11 protein-coding genes, 1 tRNA gene and 1 pseudogene are annotated in these 19,785 nt (G+C 63.5%); 10 read left to right on the forward strand and 3 right to left on the reverse strand.

Annotated elements, in window-relative coordinates; all coding sequences use genetic code 11:
• Window positions 1–3 precede the first annotated feature (3 nt).
• The gene (locus HUI96_RS05810) at window positions 4–1,305 is read right to left on the reverse strand and encodes a DUF763 domain-containing protein (protein WP_188253686.1); all 1,302 of its coding nucleotides are present in this window, start codon (window positions 1,303–1,305) and stop codon (window positions 4–6) included.
• A gap of 286 nt (window positions 1,306–1,591) precedes the next feature.
• On the opposite strand from HUI96_RS05810, the pseudogene HUI96_RS05815 reads away from it, so the two are divergent.
• The 3 genes and pseudogenes from HUI96_RS05815 to HUI96_RS05825 all read left to right on the forward strand — a co-directional run bounded on the left by HUI96_RS05815 (window position 1,592) and on the right by HUI96_RS05825 (window position 4,439).
• A pseudogene (locus HUI96_RS05815) lies at window positions 1,592–3,068 on the forward strand (FAD-dependent oxidoreductase).
• Window positions 3,069–3,359: 291 nt separating this feature from the next.
• Window positions 3,360–4,040: a 4-hydroxythreonine-4-phosphate dehydrogenase gene (locus HUI96_RS05820; protein ID WP_210320039.1), complete on the forward strand. Its 681-nt coding sequence runs from the start codon at window positions 3,360–3,362 to the stop codon at window positions 4,038–4,040.
• 207 nt (window positions 4,041–4,247) lie between these two features.
• Window positions 4,248–4,439: a DUF1059 domain-containing protein gene (locus tag HUI96_RS05825; RefSeq protein ID WP_188253687.1), complete on the forward strand. Its 192-nt coding sequence runs from the start codon at window positions 4,248–4,250 to the stop codon at window positions 4,437–4,439.
• Between the two features lie 1,314 nt (window positions 4,440–5,753).
• Here the strand turns inward: HUI96_RS05825 and HUI96_RS05830 are convergent.
• Window positions 5,754–5,830, reverse strand: a tRNA-Arg gene (locus HUI96_RS05830).
• A 238-nt stretch (window positions 5,831–6,068) separates the two neighbouring features.
• On the opposite strand from HUI96_RS05830, the gene HUI96_RS05835 reads away from it, so the two are divergent.
• The 7 genes from HUI96_RS05835 (at window position 6,069) to HUI96_RS05865 (ending at window position 17,282) form a co-directional block, all read left to right on the forward strand.
• Complete coding sequence (locus HUI96_RS05835; RefSeq protein WP_188253688.1) at window positions 6,069–7,322, forward strand: aspartate kinase; 1,254 nt, start codon at window positions 6,069–6,071, stop codon at window positions 7,320–7,322.
• Between the two features lie 127 nt (window positions 7,323–7,449).
• Window positions 7,450–9,666: a phosphoenolpyruvate--protein phosphotransferase gene (ptsP, locus tag HUI96_RS05840; RefSeq protein ID WP_188253723.1), complete on the forward strand. Its 2,217-nt coding sequence runs from the start codon at window positions 7,450–7,452 to the stop codon at window positions 9,664–9,666.
• Between the two features lie 8 nt (window positions 9,667–9,674).
• Window positions 9,675–10,754: a peptide chain release factor 1 gene (prfA, locus tag HUI96_RS05845; RefSeq protein WP_188253689.1), complete on the forward strand. Its 1,080-nt coding sequence runs from the start codon at window positions 9,675–9,677 to the stop codon at window positions 10,752–10,754.
• The gene (gene prmC / locus HUI96_RS05850; protein ID WP_188253690.1) at window positions 10,747–11,634 is read left to right on the forward strand and encodes a peptide chain release factor N(5)-glutamine methyltransferase; all 888 of its coding nucleotides are present in this window, start codon (window positions 10,747–10,749) and stop codon (window positions 11,632–11,634) included. The genes prfA and prmC overlap by 8 nt, the downstream gene beginning before the upstream one ends.
• 298 nt (window positions 11,635–11,932) lie before the next feature.
• Window positions 11,933–12,766 carry a DUF4167 domain-containing protein gene (locus HUI96_RS30030; protein ID WP_337917998.1) on the forward strand — a complete coding sequence of 278 codons (834 nt, stop codon included), beginning with the start codon at window positions 11,933–11,935 and terminating at the stop codon, window positions 12,764–12,766.
• A 198-nt stretch (window positions 12,767–12,964) separates the two neighbouring features.
• Window positions 12,965–15,589, forward strand: coding sequence for an ATP-dependent chaperone ClpB (gene clpB / locus HUI96_RS05860; RefSeq protein ID WP_188253691.1), 2,625 nt, complete (start codon window positions 12,965–12,967; stop codon window positions 15,587–15,589).
• A gap of 217 nt (window positions 15,590–15,806) precedes the next feature.
• A complete protein-coding gene (locus HUI96_RS05865) occupies window positions 15,807–17,282 on the forward strand; it encodes a L,D-transpeptidase family protein (RefSeq protein ID WP_237683968.1) in 1,476 nt (491 codons plus the stop codon).
• Window positions 17,283–17,403: 121 nt separating this feature from the next.
• Here HUI96_RS05865 and HUI96_RS05870 read toward each other — a convergent pair whose 3' ends face one another.
• A complete protein-coding gene (locus HUI96_RS05870; RefSeq protein WP_188253692.1) occupies window positions 17,404–19,371 on the reverse strand; it encodes a M23 family metallopeptidase in 1,968 nt (655 codons plus the stop codon).
• Between the last annotated feature and the right edge of the window lie 414 nt (window positions 19,372–19,785).

Raw genomic sequence — 19,785 nt, forward strand, 5'->3', positions numbered from 1 at the left:
CAGTCAGGACTTCTGTTGAGATATCGGCTCACCGCTTCCTGTTGAGGCCTGCTTCTCGCCTGGACCTTGTTCCGGATCCGGCCGTGCCTCCCACCCAAACACACTCCGGCCGCCGAGCAGGTGCGATTGGTCCATCTCGCCTGCGACAAGTTCTTTTAGACTCGGCCCGGTCGCGTAGCGCTCCATAGCGCGGGAGCGATCGTCGAGCCGCTTCAGCGCCGCGAGTTCCTCCTCGCGACCGAGATTCGCCTTCGACACCGCCGATTTCAGTACCTGAATGGTCTCGTCATAGACCTTAAGGGGAACGGGGAAGGGGTGCCGGTCCTTGCCGCCATGGGCAATCGAATAGCGGGCCGGATCGGAGAAGCGGCAGGGCGCGCCGTGCACCACTTCGGAGACCAGCGCCAGCGCGCGTACCGTACGCGCGCCGACGCCGGGCACGAGCAGCAGTTCGGCGAAATCCGCCGGACCGCGTTCCGCCGCCGCGGCGATGTTGCCGTGCAGACGCCGCATGACGACGTCGCTCTCGCGCACGTCGTGATGCGCGGGCATGACGAGATGCGGCAGCGTGAGTTGGTCCGCGCCGTTGTCCGGCAGACCCTCGATTACCGAAAGCTCGCGAACGATCCTGTCCGGACCCAAGGAGGCCAGGAGATCGAGCTGACCCTGCCGGGACTGTTTTGCGCGATGGTCGGTGAGGTTGATGATTTCGCCGCGGCCGCGGCCCTCGATCGCGCTGTGGGGCTCGTCGACAAAACTCTCCAGCCCTTCCGACAGCCAATGGTAGCGGCGTGCCTGCCGCTGCTCGCCGTTCATGCCCTGTTGGACCACCACCCAATGCCCATCGTCAGTGACGATGAAACCATGCAGGTAGAGGTCGAAGCCGTCCTGGACCGCGGCGCTGTCCACCTTCGCCACCAGCCGGCTTGCGGTCGCCAACTGACTGCCGTCGATCCCTGTGCGCTCGCCGATTGCCAGCAACTCCTGCGGCGTCTTGCGCGACTGCGCGCCGCGGCCGCCGCAGACATGGATGCCGAGTTCGTTCGAGAGCGGAGTTAAGCCGCGCTTCAGCGCGCCGATGACGCTGGTCGTGATCCCCGACGAGTGCCAGTCCATGCCCATCACCGCGCCGAAGGACTGGAACCAGTAGGGATGGGCGACGCGCCGCAGGAACTCGTCGCGGCCGTAATGGTGCACGATCGCCTCGGTGATGACCGCGCCGAGGCGCGTCATGCGTTCGCCCAACCATCTGGGCACTCGCCCGCCGTGAAGCGGCAGATCGGCGCTGCCTGCGCGTTGTGCCAATGTGTTCCTCGTGCCTTCCGACGCTCACCCAAAGTGGCGCGGTCATCCAGTTGCCTCTCTTACACGATCCCGGCTGAAAACGGGGGCGTGGAATGAGATTTGATCGCGCAGCGGAGGGCACGGCCTTCGTTTGTCGGAGGTGGAGCCGGTGTCAGCTGCCCGGCACGCGTCGCGATGCGTCGGCCTTCCGCTTCCACGGAACGTTCCGAAGCAGCCGTGCGTTCGAACCTTTGCCGGGGGCGAGAGTTGCCGCGCGTTTGCCCCGCACTTGGGAGTCGGATCTGCCATGAACAACCTTCCAGGCAAAGTCGGAAGTTGCTGGGTCGCGAGTGCTCCGCCCACGAACTATCCGGTTCTGGACGCCTCCCTGCATGCCGAGACTGTGGTGGTCGGCGCCGGGATCGTCGGCCTCACCACGGCGCTGCGCCTCTGCGAGATGGGCCACTCGGTGATTGTCGTCGAAGGTCTGCGCGTCGGCGGTCAGGTGACCGGCGGCTCCACGGCCAAGATCACGACGCAGCATGCCCTGATCTATCGCCACCTCATCGAGACAAAAGGGCGCGAGGCGGCGCAGAGTTATGCGGACGCCAACAGCGCCGGCGTACGCCAGATCAGGAACTGGATCGGTCAGTACGCTATCAACTGCGATCTGGACGACAAGGACGCCTACAGCTACACGCTGAACTCGGGCCGGCGGGGTGAACTGGAGGCGGAGGCCGCCGCCGCGCGCGAGCTTGGGTTCAGGGCCGAGGCGTTGGACCGCAGCTCCGCTGCCGTTCGAGACCGCTGGGGCGCTTCGCTTCCCTGGGCAGGGGCAGTTCAATCCCGCGAGCTATCTCGTTGGCCTGGCGGCTGCGGTTACTGATCTCGGCGGCAAGATCTTCGAGAACAGTCGGGCGAGGCTGATCGACGAGGCAAGCCGCTGGCGCGTGGTCACCGACGGCGGCAATGTCCATGCCGAGCACGTCGTCGTCGCCACCAACATGACGGTCAAAAGCCCGGTCGGCATGGCAAGGCGCACGCAGCCGCGTATGCACACGGCGATCGCGTTCCGGATCAACGATCCTGGCGTTGTCGACGGAATGTTCATCGGCATCGACGAACCGACGCATTCGATCCGGACCGGCCGTGATGCCGAAGGGCCATTGCTCGTGGTGCTCGGACCGAAATTCAATACCGGCCACGACGGCGACGTCGCCCGGCGGTTCGTCGAACTGGAGGCCTGGGCGCGGCGGCAACTTCCGGTCGGCGAGGCGGTCTGGCGCTGGTGCAACGAGGACTATGACACGCCGGACCGGGTCGCCTATGTCGGGACGCCGGACCGCGAGAAGGCGCCGGGATTCCACATCGCGACCGGCTTCAACGCCTGGGGCATCAGCAACGGCTCAGCCGCCGGCCTGATGATCGCCGGACTTGTTGCCGGTCAATCGAGCCCTTGGGAAAACCTCTACGATCCTGCCCGGCCATATCCCGAGGATTTTCACAAGGATGGCGACAGCCAGACCATCGTTTCCGGCTTCGACACGATCCCGCCGGGCGGAGGGGGCGTGGTCGTCTCAGGCGACAAGAAGATCGCGGCCTGGCGTGACGGGGGCGGCGCGCTCCATGCCGTCTCCGCGACCTGCACGCACAAGGGCTGCACGGTGACCTGGAACAATGCGGATCGCACCTGGGACTGCCCCTGCCACGGCTCGATCTTCGCTGCAGACGGCTCCGTCCTTCACGGCCCGGCGCGCAAGCCGCTGCAGCGAATTGACGTCTGACAAAGTAGTCTCGGGAAGTGTGGCTTCGAGAATTGTGATTGTGAGTTGATATCCGCCGTTGGTGGGACGAGCACCGGGCGGAGTAGCCCTGCGTCGCTTGCACTTTTGTTGAGACGACGGTTTCAGTTCTTGTGGTCCTTTCGCCTTAAAACTATCCCGTATACCCGCCGCAGAAAGAGAGCGGTCAGGGCAGGGCGATGCGGCTCCCCCGGAGAGCTCCGCGATCGACTGTTCCTTGATTCTCTCCACTTTCTCGTCGATCGCCGAAGGCGGAACCAGGAATGTTCGTTCGTGATTGATTTCATCTTCATGCTGACGCGCGATGATCGCACGATCGAAGACAGCCTCGACCTGATGAGGCTCATCGAGCCGGTCGGTCTGAAACATGTGGGCTTCAAGGATGTCGGCGTGCCGCGCGCGGCGCTGAAGACGCTTGTCGCCGACATCCATCGGGCCGGCGCGATCTCCTACATGGAAGTGGTCTCGACCATGCCGGAGGTGTGCCTGCAGTCGGCGCGCATCGCCCGCGATCTCGGCGTACGGCGGCTGCTCGGCGGCACGCAGGTCGACGAGATCCTCGGCATCCTCGACGGTAGCGATACGGCCTATTTCCCGTTTGCTGGCAAGCCGGTCGGGCATCCGACGAAGCTCGGCGGCACGGCCGCCGATGCCGAGGCGGATTGCCGGGCCTTTGTCCGCAAGGGCTGTGCCGGTTGCGACGTACTTGCCTATCGCGCGACTGAGGCCGATCCGATCGACCTGGTGCGCGCCGCACGCAAGGGACTGGGGCCGGACAAATACCTGATCGTCGCCGGGGCCGTTACTTCGGCAGCGCAAATCAGGGCGATCAAGGCTGCGGGCGCGAACGCCTTCACCATCGGCACTGCGGTGTTGAACGGCTCCTATTCGCCGTCGAAGGGCTCGATCCTATCGCAGCTTCGGGATGTTCTCGCCGACTGTGAAGGGGACTGAGCTGGCGGTCAAAGGGAGCGTTGGCGCTTGTCCATAAGCGATCAAGCCAACGGGGCTTCAGAAGCAGCGGCATCAGGCGAAATAGTCGGCTGGGGGTGGCCAGCCCGCGCGAAGTTTGGATTCCGTGGTATAATTTGGGGCGACGGGAGAGCGCAAATCGGGGCGGGCAAGTGCATCGCCTTACACGTCGATTCATGGAGATAAACCATGCGCAAATATATCGACTGCCGAGAGTTCCCGAGCGAAATGAAATGCACTGTCGCGATCGTGGCGGACAGCGAAGAAGAGCTGATCAACGCCGCGGTGCAGCATGCCGTCGCCGTCCACGGCGAGCACGACACGCCGGAATTCCGCTCCGAGATCAAGAAAGCCATTCATGAAGGGTCGCCGCAGGCCTGACGGTGGCGGCGCAGCGCATCGGCGAAGCGTCGACGCAAGCGGCTATTGGCGAAGCTGCTTGGGCCGCTCGGGAGTGGCGGTGATGATCACGGAAACCGGGTCGCTGCCGGGAAATGTGTCTTCAAGCTCTTCTTGAAGCTGGTGCTCAAGGGTTGCTCCTTCCGTACGCTGGCATTCGAAGCCTGCTTCTCCTGTTGATGTCGCGAGCGTGAAGGCACTGAAAGGCTAGACTAACCCCCTGTCGTTGAAGTGACGCCCGGTGGGGAATTCAAAACAACAAAGGCAACATCGAGTTAGGCGAGCTTGCTACCAACGCTAGCCAATAGGGCAGAGGTTAGAAATTTCATTCACAGCCTTGAACGAAAGTTTCGAATTATAATGAGATAACGCTTCATCATAGAGTTTTGCGTCGACGCCGTACTTGTCTTTGAGATGGAAGTGCGCCATTTCGATCAGAAATATCGTTTCAATGTGATTCCTAAACGTTGATTTGATGAGATCACAATCCGTTGAGGCCGGGTTGGCATTTGTACTACCGTTCGATATTGCGATAGCCAAAAAGATGGCAAAGACGGATGTTCTAACAATTCTCATTTTATTGACTCTATTGCGTCGTATATATTCAGATTTATACCCAAAGAAAGATCAACAGGCGCTATAACGCTTGGACGTACTGCGGCCGATTCCACATCGACCAATTCGGATTTTGTCCATCCGATAAGTCCACTTGCTTTATCGATGCGATGCTCTCTGAAGATGGCAATCAGGCGGGCGTACGCGGAACCATTCTGCATTATCTGCAGAGCCGCTCTGCCGTGCGTGGCCGCAAGGTGATTTTCTGCCGTGCGCAGGGCCTCGATGGGAGGCTTTAGCGGCTCCAGTCTGCCTGTCGTCTTCGCATCTCCGCCAGATGGTGTCCGGCCAAATGCAGATAAGAAACGAAAGGCACAGCAATAAATAGAGTCAGCGCCAATCCAAGGGCCAACAGTGGTAAAAGTCGGGGCAAGGGAGGCGATCATCCCGCACACAGCGCGTTTGTGACAGCCGCAAAAAAACCTTCACCTGTTAACAGGGCATTATGGAGTAAGGTGGCATTTTACGTTAACGATGATTTAATCGGAATGTTGGGAGCGAGTGGGCCGTCGCCCAACTATCGATACCTCGCGCCAGAACGATAGCAGCAAGCCAAAAATAGCAACCATCGATTCGGGCGAGATTGGTATAGAGTTGGTATAAACTGGAAGCTGCGACAGACTGCGACATGACAGCTGATTTTTAGCGGCTTGATTTATCTGGCGATTCAAGGGGGTTAGCTGGTGATCCCGGCAGGAATCGAACCTGCGACCTACAGATTAGGAATCTGCCGCTCTATCCTACTGAGCTACGGGACCACTGGACCGACACATAGACGCTTCGGCCGGTTTCGCCAACTGTTTCCGCATGGCATTTGAGTCGCGGAGACCGGCCGGAGCGGCGGAATAGCCCTCCGAGGCAGGAAGCCTTGCGGAATGGCAGCGATTTGGTTAAGAGCGCCCGCATTGGCGCCGGGCCAGCGCGGCGGCCGCAAACTGCAATCATTCCAAGGCTTGCCTGAGCCCGGGACAGTCGAACGGGGCATCCGCTTAATCCATGGCGCGTATCGTGATGAAATTCGGCGGAACTTCCGTCGCCGATATCAATCGCATCCGTAATGTCGCGCGTCATGTGAAACGCGAGGTCGATGCCGGGCATCAGGTCGCTGTCGTCGTCTCCGCCATGGCGGGCAAGACCAACGAGTTGGTCGCCTGGACGCGCGAAGCGTCGCCCATGCACGACGCGCGCGAATATGATGCCGTGGTCGCTTCCGGCGAGCAAGTCACCTCGGGGCTGCTTGCCATCGTGCTGCAGTCGATGGGCGTCCACGCACGCTCCTGGCACGGCTGGCAGATCCCGATCCGCACCGACGGCGCACATGGCGCCGCGCGCATCACGGATATCGACGGTTCTGTCCTGATCAAGCGCTTCGAGGAAGGGCAGGTCGCCGTGATCGCTGGCTTCCAGGGGATCGCGCCCGACAACCGGATCTCCACGCTCGGCCGCGGCGGCTCGGACACCAGCGCGGTCGCCATTGCCGCCGCCGTCAAGGCCGACCGCTGCGATATCTACACCGACGTAGACGGCGTCTACACGACCGATCCGCGCATCGAGCCCAAGGCGCGTCGCCTCGACCGGATCACCTTCGAGGAGATGCTGGAGATGGCCTCGCTCGGCTCGAAGGTCCTGCAGGTGCGCTCGGTCGAACTCGCCATGGTCCACCGGGTGCGGACCTTCGTTCGATCGTCATTCGCGGACCCGGATGCGCCGGGTATGGGCGACCTTCACAATCCGCCCGGAACGCTGATTTGCGACGAGGAAGAAATCGTGGAACAGGAAGTCGTCACCGGTATCGCCTACGCCAAGGACGAAGCCCAGATTTCGCTCAGGCGCGTTTCCGACCGCCCGGGAGTCGCGGCGGGCATCTTCGGGCCGCTCGCCGAGGCCAACATCAATGTGGACATGATCGTCCAGAACATCTCGGAGGACGGCAAGTTCACCGACATGACCTTCACCGTGCCGTCCGGCGACATCGCCAAGGCGCTCGCGGTGCTCGAGAAGGTCAAGGCGACGGTCGGCTTCGACGTCCTCCAGCATGACGAGGGCATGTCGAAAGTGTCCGTCATCGGCATCGGCATGAGAAGTCATGCCGGCGTCGCCGCGACCGCCTTCAAGGCACTCTCCGAAAAGGGGATCAATATTCGCGCGATAACGACGTCCGAGATCAAAATCTCGATCCTGATCGACGGCGCCTATACGGAATTGGCTGTTCGCACTTTGCATTCCGTCTACGGTCTCGATAAGCATTAGGGTAAACACCCGGCTAGGGATGGCGGCACGCCGGCCGGCGGCGCCGCCGCATTCCTTGCCGCCTGGAGGCTGGATGCGGGATTAGGCCGTGGGACCGCGCGTACTACTCAGACGCCTGCGTGAGATCATGGCCGAGCCGCTCGACCCGCAGGCCCGGCTCGACCGGATTGTGCGCGAAATCGCCGCCAACATGGTGGCCGAAGTGTGCTCGCTCTACGTGCTTCGCGCCGACTCCGTGCTGGAGCTCTACGCCACCGAAGGCCTCAACCCCGGCGCCGTCCACTTGGCACAACTGCGGCTGGGGCAGGGTCTCGTCGGCACGATCGCGGCAAGCGCACGGCCGTTGAACCTGTCCAACGCACAGGAGCATCCGGCATTTGCGTACCTGCCTGAGACGGGTGAGGAGATCTACCACTCCTTCCTCGGCGTGCCGGTGCTGCGCGCCGGCCGCACCCTGGGCGTACTGGTTGTCCAGAACCGGACGATGCGCACCTACCGCGAGGATGAGGTCGAGGCGCTCGAAACCACGGCCATGGTGATGGCCGAAATGATCGCGACAGGCGATCTCGCGCGGCTGACGCGGCCTGGCATCGAGCTCGATTTGCGACGACCGGTCTCCTTCACCGGACAGGCGTTCAACGACGGGGTCGGCCTGGGCCATGTCGTGCTGCACGAGCCTCGTATCGTGGTGACCAACCTGTTCAATGAGGACTCCGATGCGGAGATCAGGCGGCTCGACAACGCGCTTGGTTCGCTGCGGCTGTCGATCGACGACATGCTGTCGCGCGGCGAGGTTAATTTCGAGGGCGAGCACCGGGATGTGCTGGAAGCCTACCGCATGTTCGCCAACGACCGCGGCTGGGTTCGCCGGCTGGAGGAGGCGATCAGCAACGGGCTGACGGCGGAGGCTGCGGTCGAGAAGGTGCAGAGCGACATGCGTGCGCGCATGATGCACATGACCGACCCGTACATGCGCGAGCGCATGAGCGATTTCGACGATCTGGCGAACCGGCTGCTGCGCCAACTGATGGGCCGCTCGCCGGACGACATCGCTGCGGCCCTACCGAAGGATTCGATTATCGTCGCCCGCTCGATGGGGGCGGCCGAACTGCTCGACTATCCGCGCGACAAGCTCAGGGGGCTGGTGCTGGAGGACGGAACGATCACCAGCCATGTCGTGATCGTCGCGCGGGCCATGGGCATCCCCGTGGTCGGCCAGCTCAAGGGCGCCGTGTCGATGTCGGAGAACGGCGACGCCGTCATCGTCGACGGCGAGGAAGGCGCGGTTCACCTGCGCCCGCAATCCGATGTGGAATCCGCCTATGCCGTGAAGGCGAGGTTCCGCGCCAGAAGGCAGCAGCTCTACCGCGAACTCCGCGACAAGCCTGCCGTCTCGAAGGACGGAGTGGCGGTCGACCTGCTGATGAATGCAGGGCTGGCGGTCGACCTGCCGCAGCTCGCCGATTCGGGCGCCGCGGGGATCGGGCTGTTCCGCACCGAACTCCAGTTCATGGTGGCTTCGACTTTCCCGCGTGCCGAGACGCAGGAGCGTTTCTATCGCGACGTGCTCGATGCCACACGCGGCAAGCCGGTCACCTTCCGCACGATCGACATCGGCGGCGACAAGGTGCTGCCTTATTTCAAGACTGTTGCTCACGAGGAGAATCCGGCGCTCGGCTGGCGCGCGGTTCGGCTGACGCTCGACAGGCCCGGGCTGCTGCGCTCGCAGATGCGTGCGCTGCTGCGCGCCGCCGCCGGGCGCGAACTGCGGGTGATGCTGCCGATGGTGACTGAGCTCGGCGAGATCGAGCGGTCGCGCGAAATCATCGACAAGGAGGTGACACACCTGTCGCGCTTCGGCCACCTGCTTCCCACCAGCCTCAAGGTGGGCGCGATGCTGGAGGTCCCTTCGCTGCTTTTCCAACTCGACGAGTTGATGCAGGCAGTCGACTTCGTCTCGGTCGGCTCCAACGATCTCTTCCAGTTCGTGATGGCGACCGATCGCGGCAACAGCCAGCTAGCCGACCGCTTCGATCCGCTGTCTGTGCCGTTCATGCGGGTGCTGAAGCAGATCGCGGAGGCAGGCGCTCGTAGCGACACGCCCGTCACGCTGTGCGGCGAGTTGGCGGGCAAGCCGATCACGGCAATGGCATTGATCGGGCTCGGCTACCGCTCTATCTCCATGTCGTCGGCCTCCATCGGGCCGGTCAAGGCCATGCTTGCCGAACTGCCGGTGCGGGCCTTGGCCTCTTTCATAGACGAGAACCTGGCTGGGGTGAGCGCCCGTTTGCCGATGCGGGCGCTGCTGCAGACCTTCGCCGACGATTGCGGAATACCCCTCTGAAGACACGGATGACGAAATTACCGCAAGACCGCATGGACCAGGTCGTGAAGCGTTTCGACCTGCTCGAAGCGCAGATGTCGGCCGGGCCCGAGCCGGAGGCCTATGTGCGCATGGCCGGCGAATATGCCGAACTGCAGCCCATGGTCGCCAAGATCAGGGAATTGCGGGACGCTGAGCGCGAACGCCGAGACCTTGCCGGTCTTCTCGCCGACAAGGCAACCGACGCCGAAATGCGTGAGCTCGCCGAAGCCGAGGCGGATGATGTGGAGGAGCGCATAGAAGCGCTGGAGCGAGACATCCAGATCCTCCTCCTGCCCAAGGATGCGGCGGACGACAGAAGCGTCATCCTGGAAATCCGCGCCGGCACCGGCGGCGACGAGGCCGCGCTGTTCGCCGGCGATCTCTTTCGCATGTACGAGCGCTATGCGGCATCCCAGGGATGGAAGGTCGAAGTCGCTTCGGCAAACGAGGGTGAGGTCGGCGGCTTCAAGGAAATCATTGCGTCCGTCTCGGGCCGGGGCGTGTACGCGCATTTGAAGTTCGAATCGGGCGTACATCGCGTCCAGCGGGTGCCGGAGACCGAGGGCAGCGGGCGCATCCACACCTCGGCGGCAACGGTCGCGGTCCTACCGGCGGCGGAGGAAGTCGACATCGAGATCCGGCCCGAAGATGTCCGGGTCGACACCATGCGCGCGTCGGGTGCGGGCGGACAGCATGTGAACACTACCGACTCGGCCGTGCGAATCACCCACCTGCCGACCGGCATCATGGTGGTGCAGGCGGAGAAGTCGCAGCACCAGAACCGCGCCCGCGCCATGCAGATCCTGCGGGCAAGACTCTACGACATGGAACGCACGAAGGCGGCGGAGGAACGATCCGAATCACGCCGTCTGCAGGTCGGTTCGGGCGACCGCTCGGAGCGAATCCGCACCTACAACTTCCCTCAGGGGCGGGTGACGGACCACCGAATCAACCTCACGCTCTACAAGCTCGACCGTGTCATGATGGGCGAACTCGACGAGATCGTGTCTGCCCTCATCGCGGATCATCAGTCGAAACTGCTCGCCGAGGTCGGAGCGGATGGCTGAAGGCGGCCCGGTTACGCTGGAGGTCCTTCTCCGGCTTGGCCGCGACATGTTGCTGAAGGCTGGTATCCCGGATGCGGCGCTGGATGCGCGGCTGCTGGTCGAACGTTTCACCGGGACGACGCGCACGGATGCGATCATCGACCCACTGCGGCCGGTCGACTCCGAGACGAGCCGCAAGATCCTGAAGGCGTTCGAGCGGCGGACGGCAGGCGAGCCGCTGCACCGGATCACAGGTTCGCGACAGTTCTATGGGCTGGAACTGTCGCTCTCGCCAGCCACCCTCGAGCCCAGGCCGGATACGGAAACACTGGTAGACGCAATGCTTCCCCTGGTGAGGAAGACGGTCGCGAGACGCGGAAGCTGCCGCATCCTCGACCTCGGCACCGGAACAGGGGCGATCGCATTGGCCCTGCTGTCGCAATTCCCCGAGGCCACGGCCACAGGGGTCGATGTTTCGGCCGAGGCGCTGGCGACGGCTTGCGCGAACGCGGAGAGACTGGGGCTTAGCGTTCGCTTTTCGGCCACTTGTTCGGACTGGTTCCAAAATGTCGCGGGTCTCTATGATGTAATCGTATCGAACCCTCCCTATATACCCAGGGACGATATTGCCGGTTTGGCGCGTGATGTGCGGGAACATGATCCCCGTGCGGCGCTCGACGGCGGAGGCGACGGGCTCGATGCATACAGGCGCATCGCCGCGGAAGCCGCAAGATTTCTCGATGACGACGGCACAATCGGTCTTGAGATCGGTTTTGACCAGAGGCAGGCGGTGACCTCGATCTTCGAGGGACAAGGCTTTGAGCTGCTGGGTTCGGCAAAGGACCTGGGCGGCGATGATCGCGTGGTGATCTTCGGCTTGCCTGTCCGTTCGCAGGCTTGAGAAAGACAGCGGAAATATCTCTTGGCAATCCGGTAGAATATGGATAGGGTCCGAGTACCGGATGGACGAAGCAGGCAGTGCTCTGAACAATTCGGTTCCCTGAGAAAAAGCTGCCTTTCACGCAAGTTGATGCTTGCGCTTCGCACGGGGATCGTCCGGTGTCGTGACATCGACAACAAACGGGATCGCATGTGACGCCAACGCAACCGATGCGGGCGAACATCGTCGGAGGACTACGAACCGGCTCGCCGCCCGGCGCGTCCGTTCGTGATTAAGATTTCAAAACGAAGAGAGTCTGATGAGGCCACAACAGCAGAACAGGCGCATGCGCGGCCGCGGGGGCGGTGGTGGCGGCGGCAACAACAACATGGGCGGCCGCAAGGGACCGAATCCGCTTTCCCGCAACTATGAGAGCAACGGGCCTGACGTGAAGATTCGCGGCTCTGCGCAGCAGATCGCCGAGAAGTACGCAGCTCTCGCCCGCGATGCGCAGAGCTCGGGCGATCGGGTGATGGCCGAGAACTATCTCCAGCACGCCGAGCACTACAACCGAATCATCGCCGCCGCACAGGCCCAGTTCGCGCCGCAGCAAACGCAGGCGCCGCGCGAGGAATTCGAGGACGATTTCGAAGCTGGATATGGTCCGGAGTCGGGCGGCGAATCGCATGCCCCGGCTCAGCCGCAGCATCACCATGGTCAGCCCGCCCAGCAAAACGTGCAGCCGATGCAGGTGAACGGGTCGGGTCCGCAGCCGGTCATCGAAGGCATGCCGGCGGAAGTGGCGCTGAACAACGAGAATGTCGGCCAGCAGCAGACGGGCGGTGGCCGTTATCGCCGTCGCTTCGAGAATCGCCATCAGGCGAACGGAGCCGGGCAGGAACGCGGTGAGGGCGAGCAGCCCTCGGCGCAGCCTGAAGGCAGTGATCAGCCTGCTGAAGTGCCTGCGCCGGCAGAGGCCCAGGCACAGGGAGCCGAAGAGCCGGCACAGGAGCAACCCAAGCGGGCTAGGCGCCCTCGGCGTAGCCGCAAGAGTGAAACCGGCGAGCAACAGGAAGCTGCGGCGGGTGCTTCCGCCGGCGACGCTTCTACGGATGCCGGCGGAGAGACGACCGCGGTCGCGGCGGAAGCCTGATCGAAAGTTTGTAATGCAACGCGGCGGGAGCGGAGACGCTCCCGCCGCTTTCTTTTCGGGGTGCTGGTCGGCGCGCCTTGAGAGCTTTGTACCCGCTTCCCATATTCGCTCCAATTGGACCCGCCGTGACTGAATGGGGGTTCGTCACATTGGCCAAACCGGTGCCGCGAGCGGGCCGGGGTCGGAATGGAGACAGATATGGATATTGAAAAGTATTCCGAGCGCGTGCGCGGTTTCATACAGGCTGCGCAAACCATGGCGCTCTCGCGCAACAACCAACAATTCACACCGGAACACCTGCTGAAGGTTCTCGTCGATGACGACGAGGGCCTTGCGTCCTCTTTGATCGAGCGGGCCGGCGGGCGTCCTCGCGACGTGAAGCTCGGGGTCGAAGCCGCCCTGGAGAAGCTGCCGCGCGTCGAAGGCGGCAACGGCCAGCTTTATCTCGCGCAGCCCCTCGCAAAAGTGTTCTCGACGGCCGAGGAGCTTGCGAAGAAGGCCGGCGACAGCTTCGTCACAGTCGAGCGCCTTCTGCAGGCTCTCTCGATGGAGAAGTCGGCGAAGACCTCCGAAATCCTGGCGAATGCCGGCGTCACCCCGCAGGCCCTCAATGCCGCGATCAACGATATCCGCAAGGGGCGCACTGCCGACACGGCATCGGCCGAGCAGGGCTATGACGCTCTGAAGCGGTACGCCCGCGACCTGACCGCCGACGCACGCTCGGGCAAGCTCGATCCGGTCATCGGCCGCGACGACGAGATCCGGCGCACCATCCAGGTTCTGTCACGGCGCACCAAGAATAACCCGGTCCTGATCGGCGAACCCGGCGTCGGCAAGACCGCGATCGCCGAAGGCCTGGCGCTTCGCATCGTCAATGGCGACGTGCCCGAATCGCTCAAGGACAAGCGCCTGATGGCGCTGGACATGGGCGCGCTGATCGCAGGCGCCAAATATCGCGGCGAATTCGAAGAGCGCCTGAAAGCCGTGCTTTCGGAGGTGACCTCATCGAATGGCGAGATCATCCTGTTCATCGACGAGATGCATACGCTGGTCGGCGCCGGTAAGGCTGACGGCGCGATGGACGCCTCGAACCTGCTGAAGCCCGCCCTGGCGCGTGGCGAGTTGCACTGCGTCGGCGCCACCACGCTCGACGAGTACCGCAAGCATGTCGAGAAGGACGCAGCGCTCGCCCGCCGCTTCCAGCCGGTGTTTGTCAACGAGCCGAGCGTCGAGGACACGATCTCGATCCTGCGCGGGCTGAAGGAGAAGTACGAGCAGCACCACAAGGTGCGCATCTCGGACTCGGCTCTTGTCTCGGCCGCGACGCTGTCCAACCGCTACATCACCGACCGCTTCCTGCCGGACAAGGCCATCGACCTTGTCGACGAGGCGGCGTCGCGTCTGCGGATGCAGGTCGACTCCAAGCCCGAAGCGCTGGACGAGATCGACCGCCGCATCATGCAACTGAAGATCGAGAGCGAGGCGCTGAAGCTCGAAACCGACGAGGCTTCGAAGGACCGGCTGGAGCGCATCGAAAAGGAACTTGCCGGACTGGAAGAAGAGTCCGACGCCCTGACGGCGAAGTGGCAGTCAGAGAAGCAGAAACTCGGGCTCGCAGCCGACCTCAAGGGACAGATCGACGAGGCCCGCAACGAACTGGCGATCGCCCAGCGTCGCGGTGAATTCCAGCGCGCCGGCGAACTGGCCTACGGCGTCATTCCCGAACTGGAGCGGCGGCTCAAGGAAGCCGAGGAGCACGACGGCAAGGGCGGCATGGTCGAGGAGACCGTCACGCCCGATCATGTCGCGCATATCGTGTCGCGCTGGACCGGCATACCGGTCGACAAGATGCTCGAAGGCGAGCGCGAAAAACTGCTGCGCATGGAGGACGAGATCGGAAGGCGGGTCGTCGGCCAGGGCGAGGCGGTCCAGGCCGTCTCCAAGGCGGTGCGGCGCGCCCGCGCCGGCCTGCAGGACCCGAACCGGCCGATTGGCTCGTTCATGTTCCTCGGGCCGACCGGCGTCGGCAAGACCGAGCTTACCAAGGCGCTGGCCGACTTCCTGTTCGATGACGAGCACGCAATGGTGCGCATCGACATGTCGGAGTACATGGAGAAGCATTCCGTGGCCCGGCTGATCGGCGCTCCTCCCGGCTATGTCGGCTATGAGGAGGGCGGCGCGCTGACGGAAGCGGTGCGGCGCCGGCCCTATCAGGTCGTGCTTTTCGACGAGATCGAGAAGGCCCATCCGGACGTCTTCAACGTGCTCCTGCAGGTGCTCGACGACGGCCGGCTGACCGATGGCCAGGGCCGGACGGTCGACTTCCGCAACACGCTGATCGTCATGACCTCGAACCTTGGTTCGGAATACCTGGTCGCGCTTCGCGAAGACGAGGATGTCGACGTCGCGCGTGACGACGTCATGGGCGTGGTAAGGGCGTCTTTCCGGCCGGAGTTCCTCAACCGGGTGGACGAGATCATTCTGTTCCACCGACTGCGCCGCCAGGACATGGGCAGGATCGTCGAAATCCAGCTCAAGCGCCTCGAGAAGCTTCTGGAGGACCGCAAGATCAAGCTCGACCTCGACAAGGAAGCCATCGATTGGCTCGCGACCCGCGGCTACGATGCGGCCTACGGCGCACGTCCGCTCAAGCGGGTGATGCAGAGGGAACTGCAGGACCCGCTCGCCGAGCGGATCCTGGCGGGCGACATCCGCGACGGCTCGACGGTGAAGGTGACGGCTGGCTCCGACCGGCTGAATTTCCGGGCGCGGCCCACAGCCGTCGAGCCTGACTCTGGCGATCACTCCGACCAGGCCGTCTGACGATACCGAGCCGCGGAGGGGAACAGATCTCCTCCGCGGCTTGCGTTTTGCCGCGAACGAGGCCATCCCGCGCACAACACCCTGACGCGGATCAGCTAATGCCAGGTGGCATTTCACCGACCTTGTCATCTTCATGCCCGGTTCATGTTGGAACCACTAGGCCTGCTAAGGGATTGCGGGATCGCGCTGGTCGATTCGTCGAGGGCATCGAGGGAAGATGAAAAGGAACGTGCTGCGCAGCTTCATGCTCATTCCGGCGATCGGGGCGCTGATGACCGCCGCCACGGCGGTGGATGCTGCCCAGACGCCGCCGCCCTCGTTGATCGGTGATACGCCTAGGCAAGTGCGTCCTTCCGAGGGCTCGATCCAACTGGCGCAGTACCGGGAAGCGGAGGTCTATTACGACCGGAACGGCAATCGGGTGATCGTCGATTCGATGACGGGCGAGATCATTGCGGTGCAGCCGCGGGGCTTCGAAGGCCGGCCCGCACGACGGGAGCGGCGCGACGACCGCTACTATCTCGACGATCCGGATGACATGGCGCGGCTGAGACGCGACCAGATGCAGGAACGGCGTTTGCGCGCCCTGCCTCCGCCCGACGATTTCGTCTATGCCGATCCGGATTACCCCCGGCCCGATTATGACTATGTCGAGCCGGAGTACGACTACGGCAGGCGCGGCAACGGTTCCGATGCATTCCCGGAAGCGCCGCCTCGCGGGACAGTAGAGCGCGCACCCCTCGATCCAGCCGAGCCCTGGATCGAGAGCCCAGACCAAACCACCACGATCACTTCTCCGTCCGAGCTCGATTCTTCCGAGCCAACCAGGCCGCCGGCGTTGAATTTCACGGCCCGGGAGGACGTGGCCGCGCTGCAGATCCTTCTCGACAGGGCAGGGGCGTCGCCGGGCGTCATTGACGGCAAGTTCGGCTCGAATGTCGACAAGGCGCTTGCCGCCTATCGGGAGATCACCGGGAAGAACCTTAGGTCCACCGACACGGCGCTCATCAAATCCGAGCTTCAGGCGACCGGCGGCGATCCCTTTGCCTTGTACGAGATCACGCCGACCGACGCGGCCGGCCCCTTCGTGGCTTCCGTGCCGGAGGACTACGGCGAGAAGGCCAGGCTCGAACACATGAGCTACACCTCGGTCACCGAGATGCTGGCCGAGCGGTTCCACATGGACGAGGGTTTCCTGAAGGCGCTCAATCCCGACGCGAACTTCTCGCGCCCCGGCACGCGGGTGAGGGTCGCCAATTTCGGCCAGACAGTTTCGAAGAAGGTGACCCGGCTTGTCGCGGACAAGTCGCAGAAGCAACTGCTCGCCTATGGCGAGGACGGCAGGCTGGTCGCAGCCTATCCGGCAACGATCGGCTCGTCCGACACGCCCTCGCCGACGGGCATCCACAACGTCTCTCGCGTGGCGTTCGATCCGAACTACACGTACAATCCCAAGGTCAATTTCAAGCAGGGCAACAACCACCAGATTCTAACGATCCCGCCGGGCCCGAACGGACCAGTCGGCTCGATCTGGATCGCCCTCGACAAGCCGACCTACGGGATCCATGGTACGCCCGAGCCGTCCAAGATCGGCAAGACCGAGAGCCACGGCTGCGTTCGCCTGACCAATTGGGATGCCCAGGAACTGGCGAAGCTGGTTTCGCCCGGCGTTCCGGTCGAGTTCATCGAATAGCGGGAGCATCTCGCCGGCGGCAGACGTTTGTCGGCATCCGCCGCCCTCAGTTCCTATCCCGGAAATCCGCAATCGGCTGGGGCTTCGGAGCCTCGAAGGACGCACCTGAACCCAGCGGGCGTTATTCCTGTTCGGCGGCCTTCACGCTGGCGACCTTCAGCGGCCCGCCTTCTTCTTCCTTGAGAAGCTTGTCGATGCGCTCGCGCTCGGCATTGAAGCGCGCGAGATCGCTCCCCTTGAGGACGCGGCCGCTCGGCAATCGCACCCGCATCGGGTCCACCTTACGGTCGTTGACGATCAGTTCGTAGTGCAGATGCGGTCCCGTCGACAGGCCGGTATTGCCGACGAAGCCGATCACCTGACCTTGCCTGACGCGCGTACCAGGCTTGACGCCGGCGGCGATGCCGCTCTGGTGGCTGTACGAGGTCTCATATCCGTTGGCGTGGCGAATCACCGTCTGGCGGCCGTAGCCGCCGGACCAGCCGGATTTCTGGACCACGCCATTGCCAGCAGCGAGGATCGGCGTTCCGCGGGGCGCCGCCCAGTCGACGCCGGTATGCATGCGGGTATAGCCCAGCAGCGGATGGCGGCGACTGCCGAAGCCGGAGCGGAACTGCCCGGTCGGCACGGGCTTACGCAGGAGGAACTGCTGCGAACTGCGGCCTTCCTCATCGAAATATTCCACCGACCCGTCCGCGAAGGCGAAGCGGTAGTATGTCCGCAAGGTGCCGCCGAAATTGGCCGCCACATAGAGCAACTCGGAATCCTTCGAGACCTGGTCGTTCTCATCGGGCTGCGAGAAGAACACCTCGATCTGGTCGGTCGGGCTCAGCCGCGACTGGAAGTCGACCTCCGAAGCGAGCAGCTTGATCAACTGGCGCGTCATGGAGCGCGACATGCCGTAGGAATAAGCGGCCTGATAGATGCCGTCATATACCGTGGGCAGCGCGCCGCGGGTGGTGATGATCGGCGTATCGTCGAAGGCAGTCTGGAGGCCGGGATTGGGCTCGGGCTCCGGGGCGGCGACGATCACGCTGCGATCGTCCACGGCAACGGTAAGGATGTGCTGGGTCTTGGCATAGACGCCCAGCCGCACCATGCGCGCCCGCTCCCCACGCACCTCAAGGCCGACCGTGAGCACGGTTCCAGGTTTCAGCGCCGTCGCATGCAGCCGCATCGCGACAGCTTCCGCGAGCGACTTCGCATCGTCGCCGGCATAGCCTGCGTCGGCCAGGGCCTCGATGAGCTCGCGCTCCCTGGCGAGGGGAATGAGATCCTCGGCATAGGCGAGTTCCGATGCGGTTTCTTCCACGCGCGGAAAGACCGAAACGTTCTCAGGCACGATGCGCACGCCGAGCGAGGCGGTGAGCGCCTGGGCAGCAAGAGAATCGCCGAAACGCTGCGGATCGACATAGTGCAGAGCGGCGACCTGGATCGCCCCGTCGGTCAGGTCGGCACCGGTGGCGCGTACGACCTCCTCAACTTCCGCTGCGGTAAGTCCGCTCTTCTCGTCGAATACGGCCGTGTCCATGGGAAAGTCGACCGTCTTCAGACTCATCTCGCTTTCCACCTTGGATCCGTAGATCTGCCCGCCGGCAATGGTGGAAGCGGTCTCGGCGGCGGCTCCGTCCTCGGCGAAGACCTCGAGGGGATCGAAGGGGGGGTAGGGACGGCTCGTCTTGTAACCGGCCGCCAGCGGCATTTTGATCTGGACGAAGGGGATCGTGCGCACCAGGTTGCGGTCGCCGACCTGCGTCATCATCGAGACTTCCATGCGCCGCTTGTTGCGGGCGCGGGCGACCTGGCGCGGCGGAACCAGCCGCGCAGTCTTTGCCTCTTCGCCGCCGCCATATTCGCGCGCCACCGTACCGATATCCGCGATCTCGGGCGGGGTTGCGAGCTGCTCGCGGCCGTCGAGCGCGACCACCAGAGCCACCCCCATGAGAACGGTCGAGGTGAGCCCGGTCAGAAACGTGCCGGTCAGCCAGCGAGCGGAAACCTCGCGCCGGTCGGGGGGGCCACTGCGCCCGTCCGCGATCAGCGGCGGGTCGTTGCCGAGTTCGGCTATGGTCAACTCGGTCTCGTGCATTCCGTTGGGAGTTTCTTCCCGATGAATGATTTGATGGTTCGTTTGCGCTGACAATTGCCCGCGGGCGGGGCCCAAGTCAACGAATCCGCCTCAGTTCGGACCGCGGCATCTGATCCTGCCCCGGCCTCGTCCACATAGGCGTCTTATACAGAGACCTTTCGGTCCATTGCGGCAGCAGTGCGGCTGGGGCTCTCTCGAGACCCTTTATCCCCTGGTTTGGGGAGCCGGCGGATTGAATTTCGCGGGGTGACGCAGGGGTTTTAAGGGGTGGGGTTTGGGTGTCGCAAAAACTTCAAAAAACTTGGGCGGCGGTGTTGACAGTTTGTCGGGGTGGCGACTATATACGCCTCACCAACGACGGCGGCGACGCTGCTGGCGGCCAAGAAGTTCGCTTCCAGGTACCGCGACGTTGGT

The organism is Pseudaminobacter soli (ex Zhang et al. 2022) (assembly GCF_014595955.1).
In the GTDB taxonomy this organism is placed as follows: Bacteria; Pseudomonadota; Alphaproteobacteria; order Rhizobiales; family Rhizobiaceae; genus Kumtagia; species Kumtagia pseudosoli.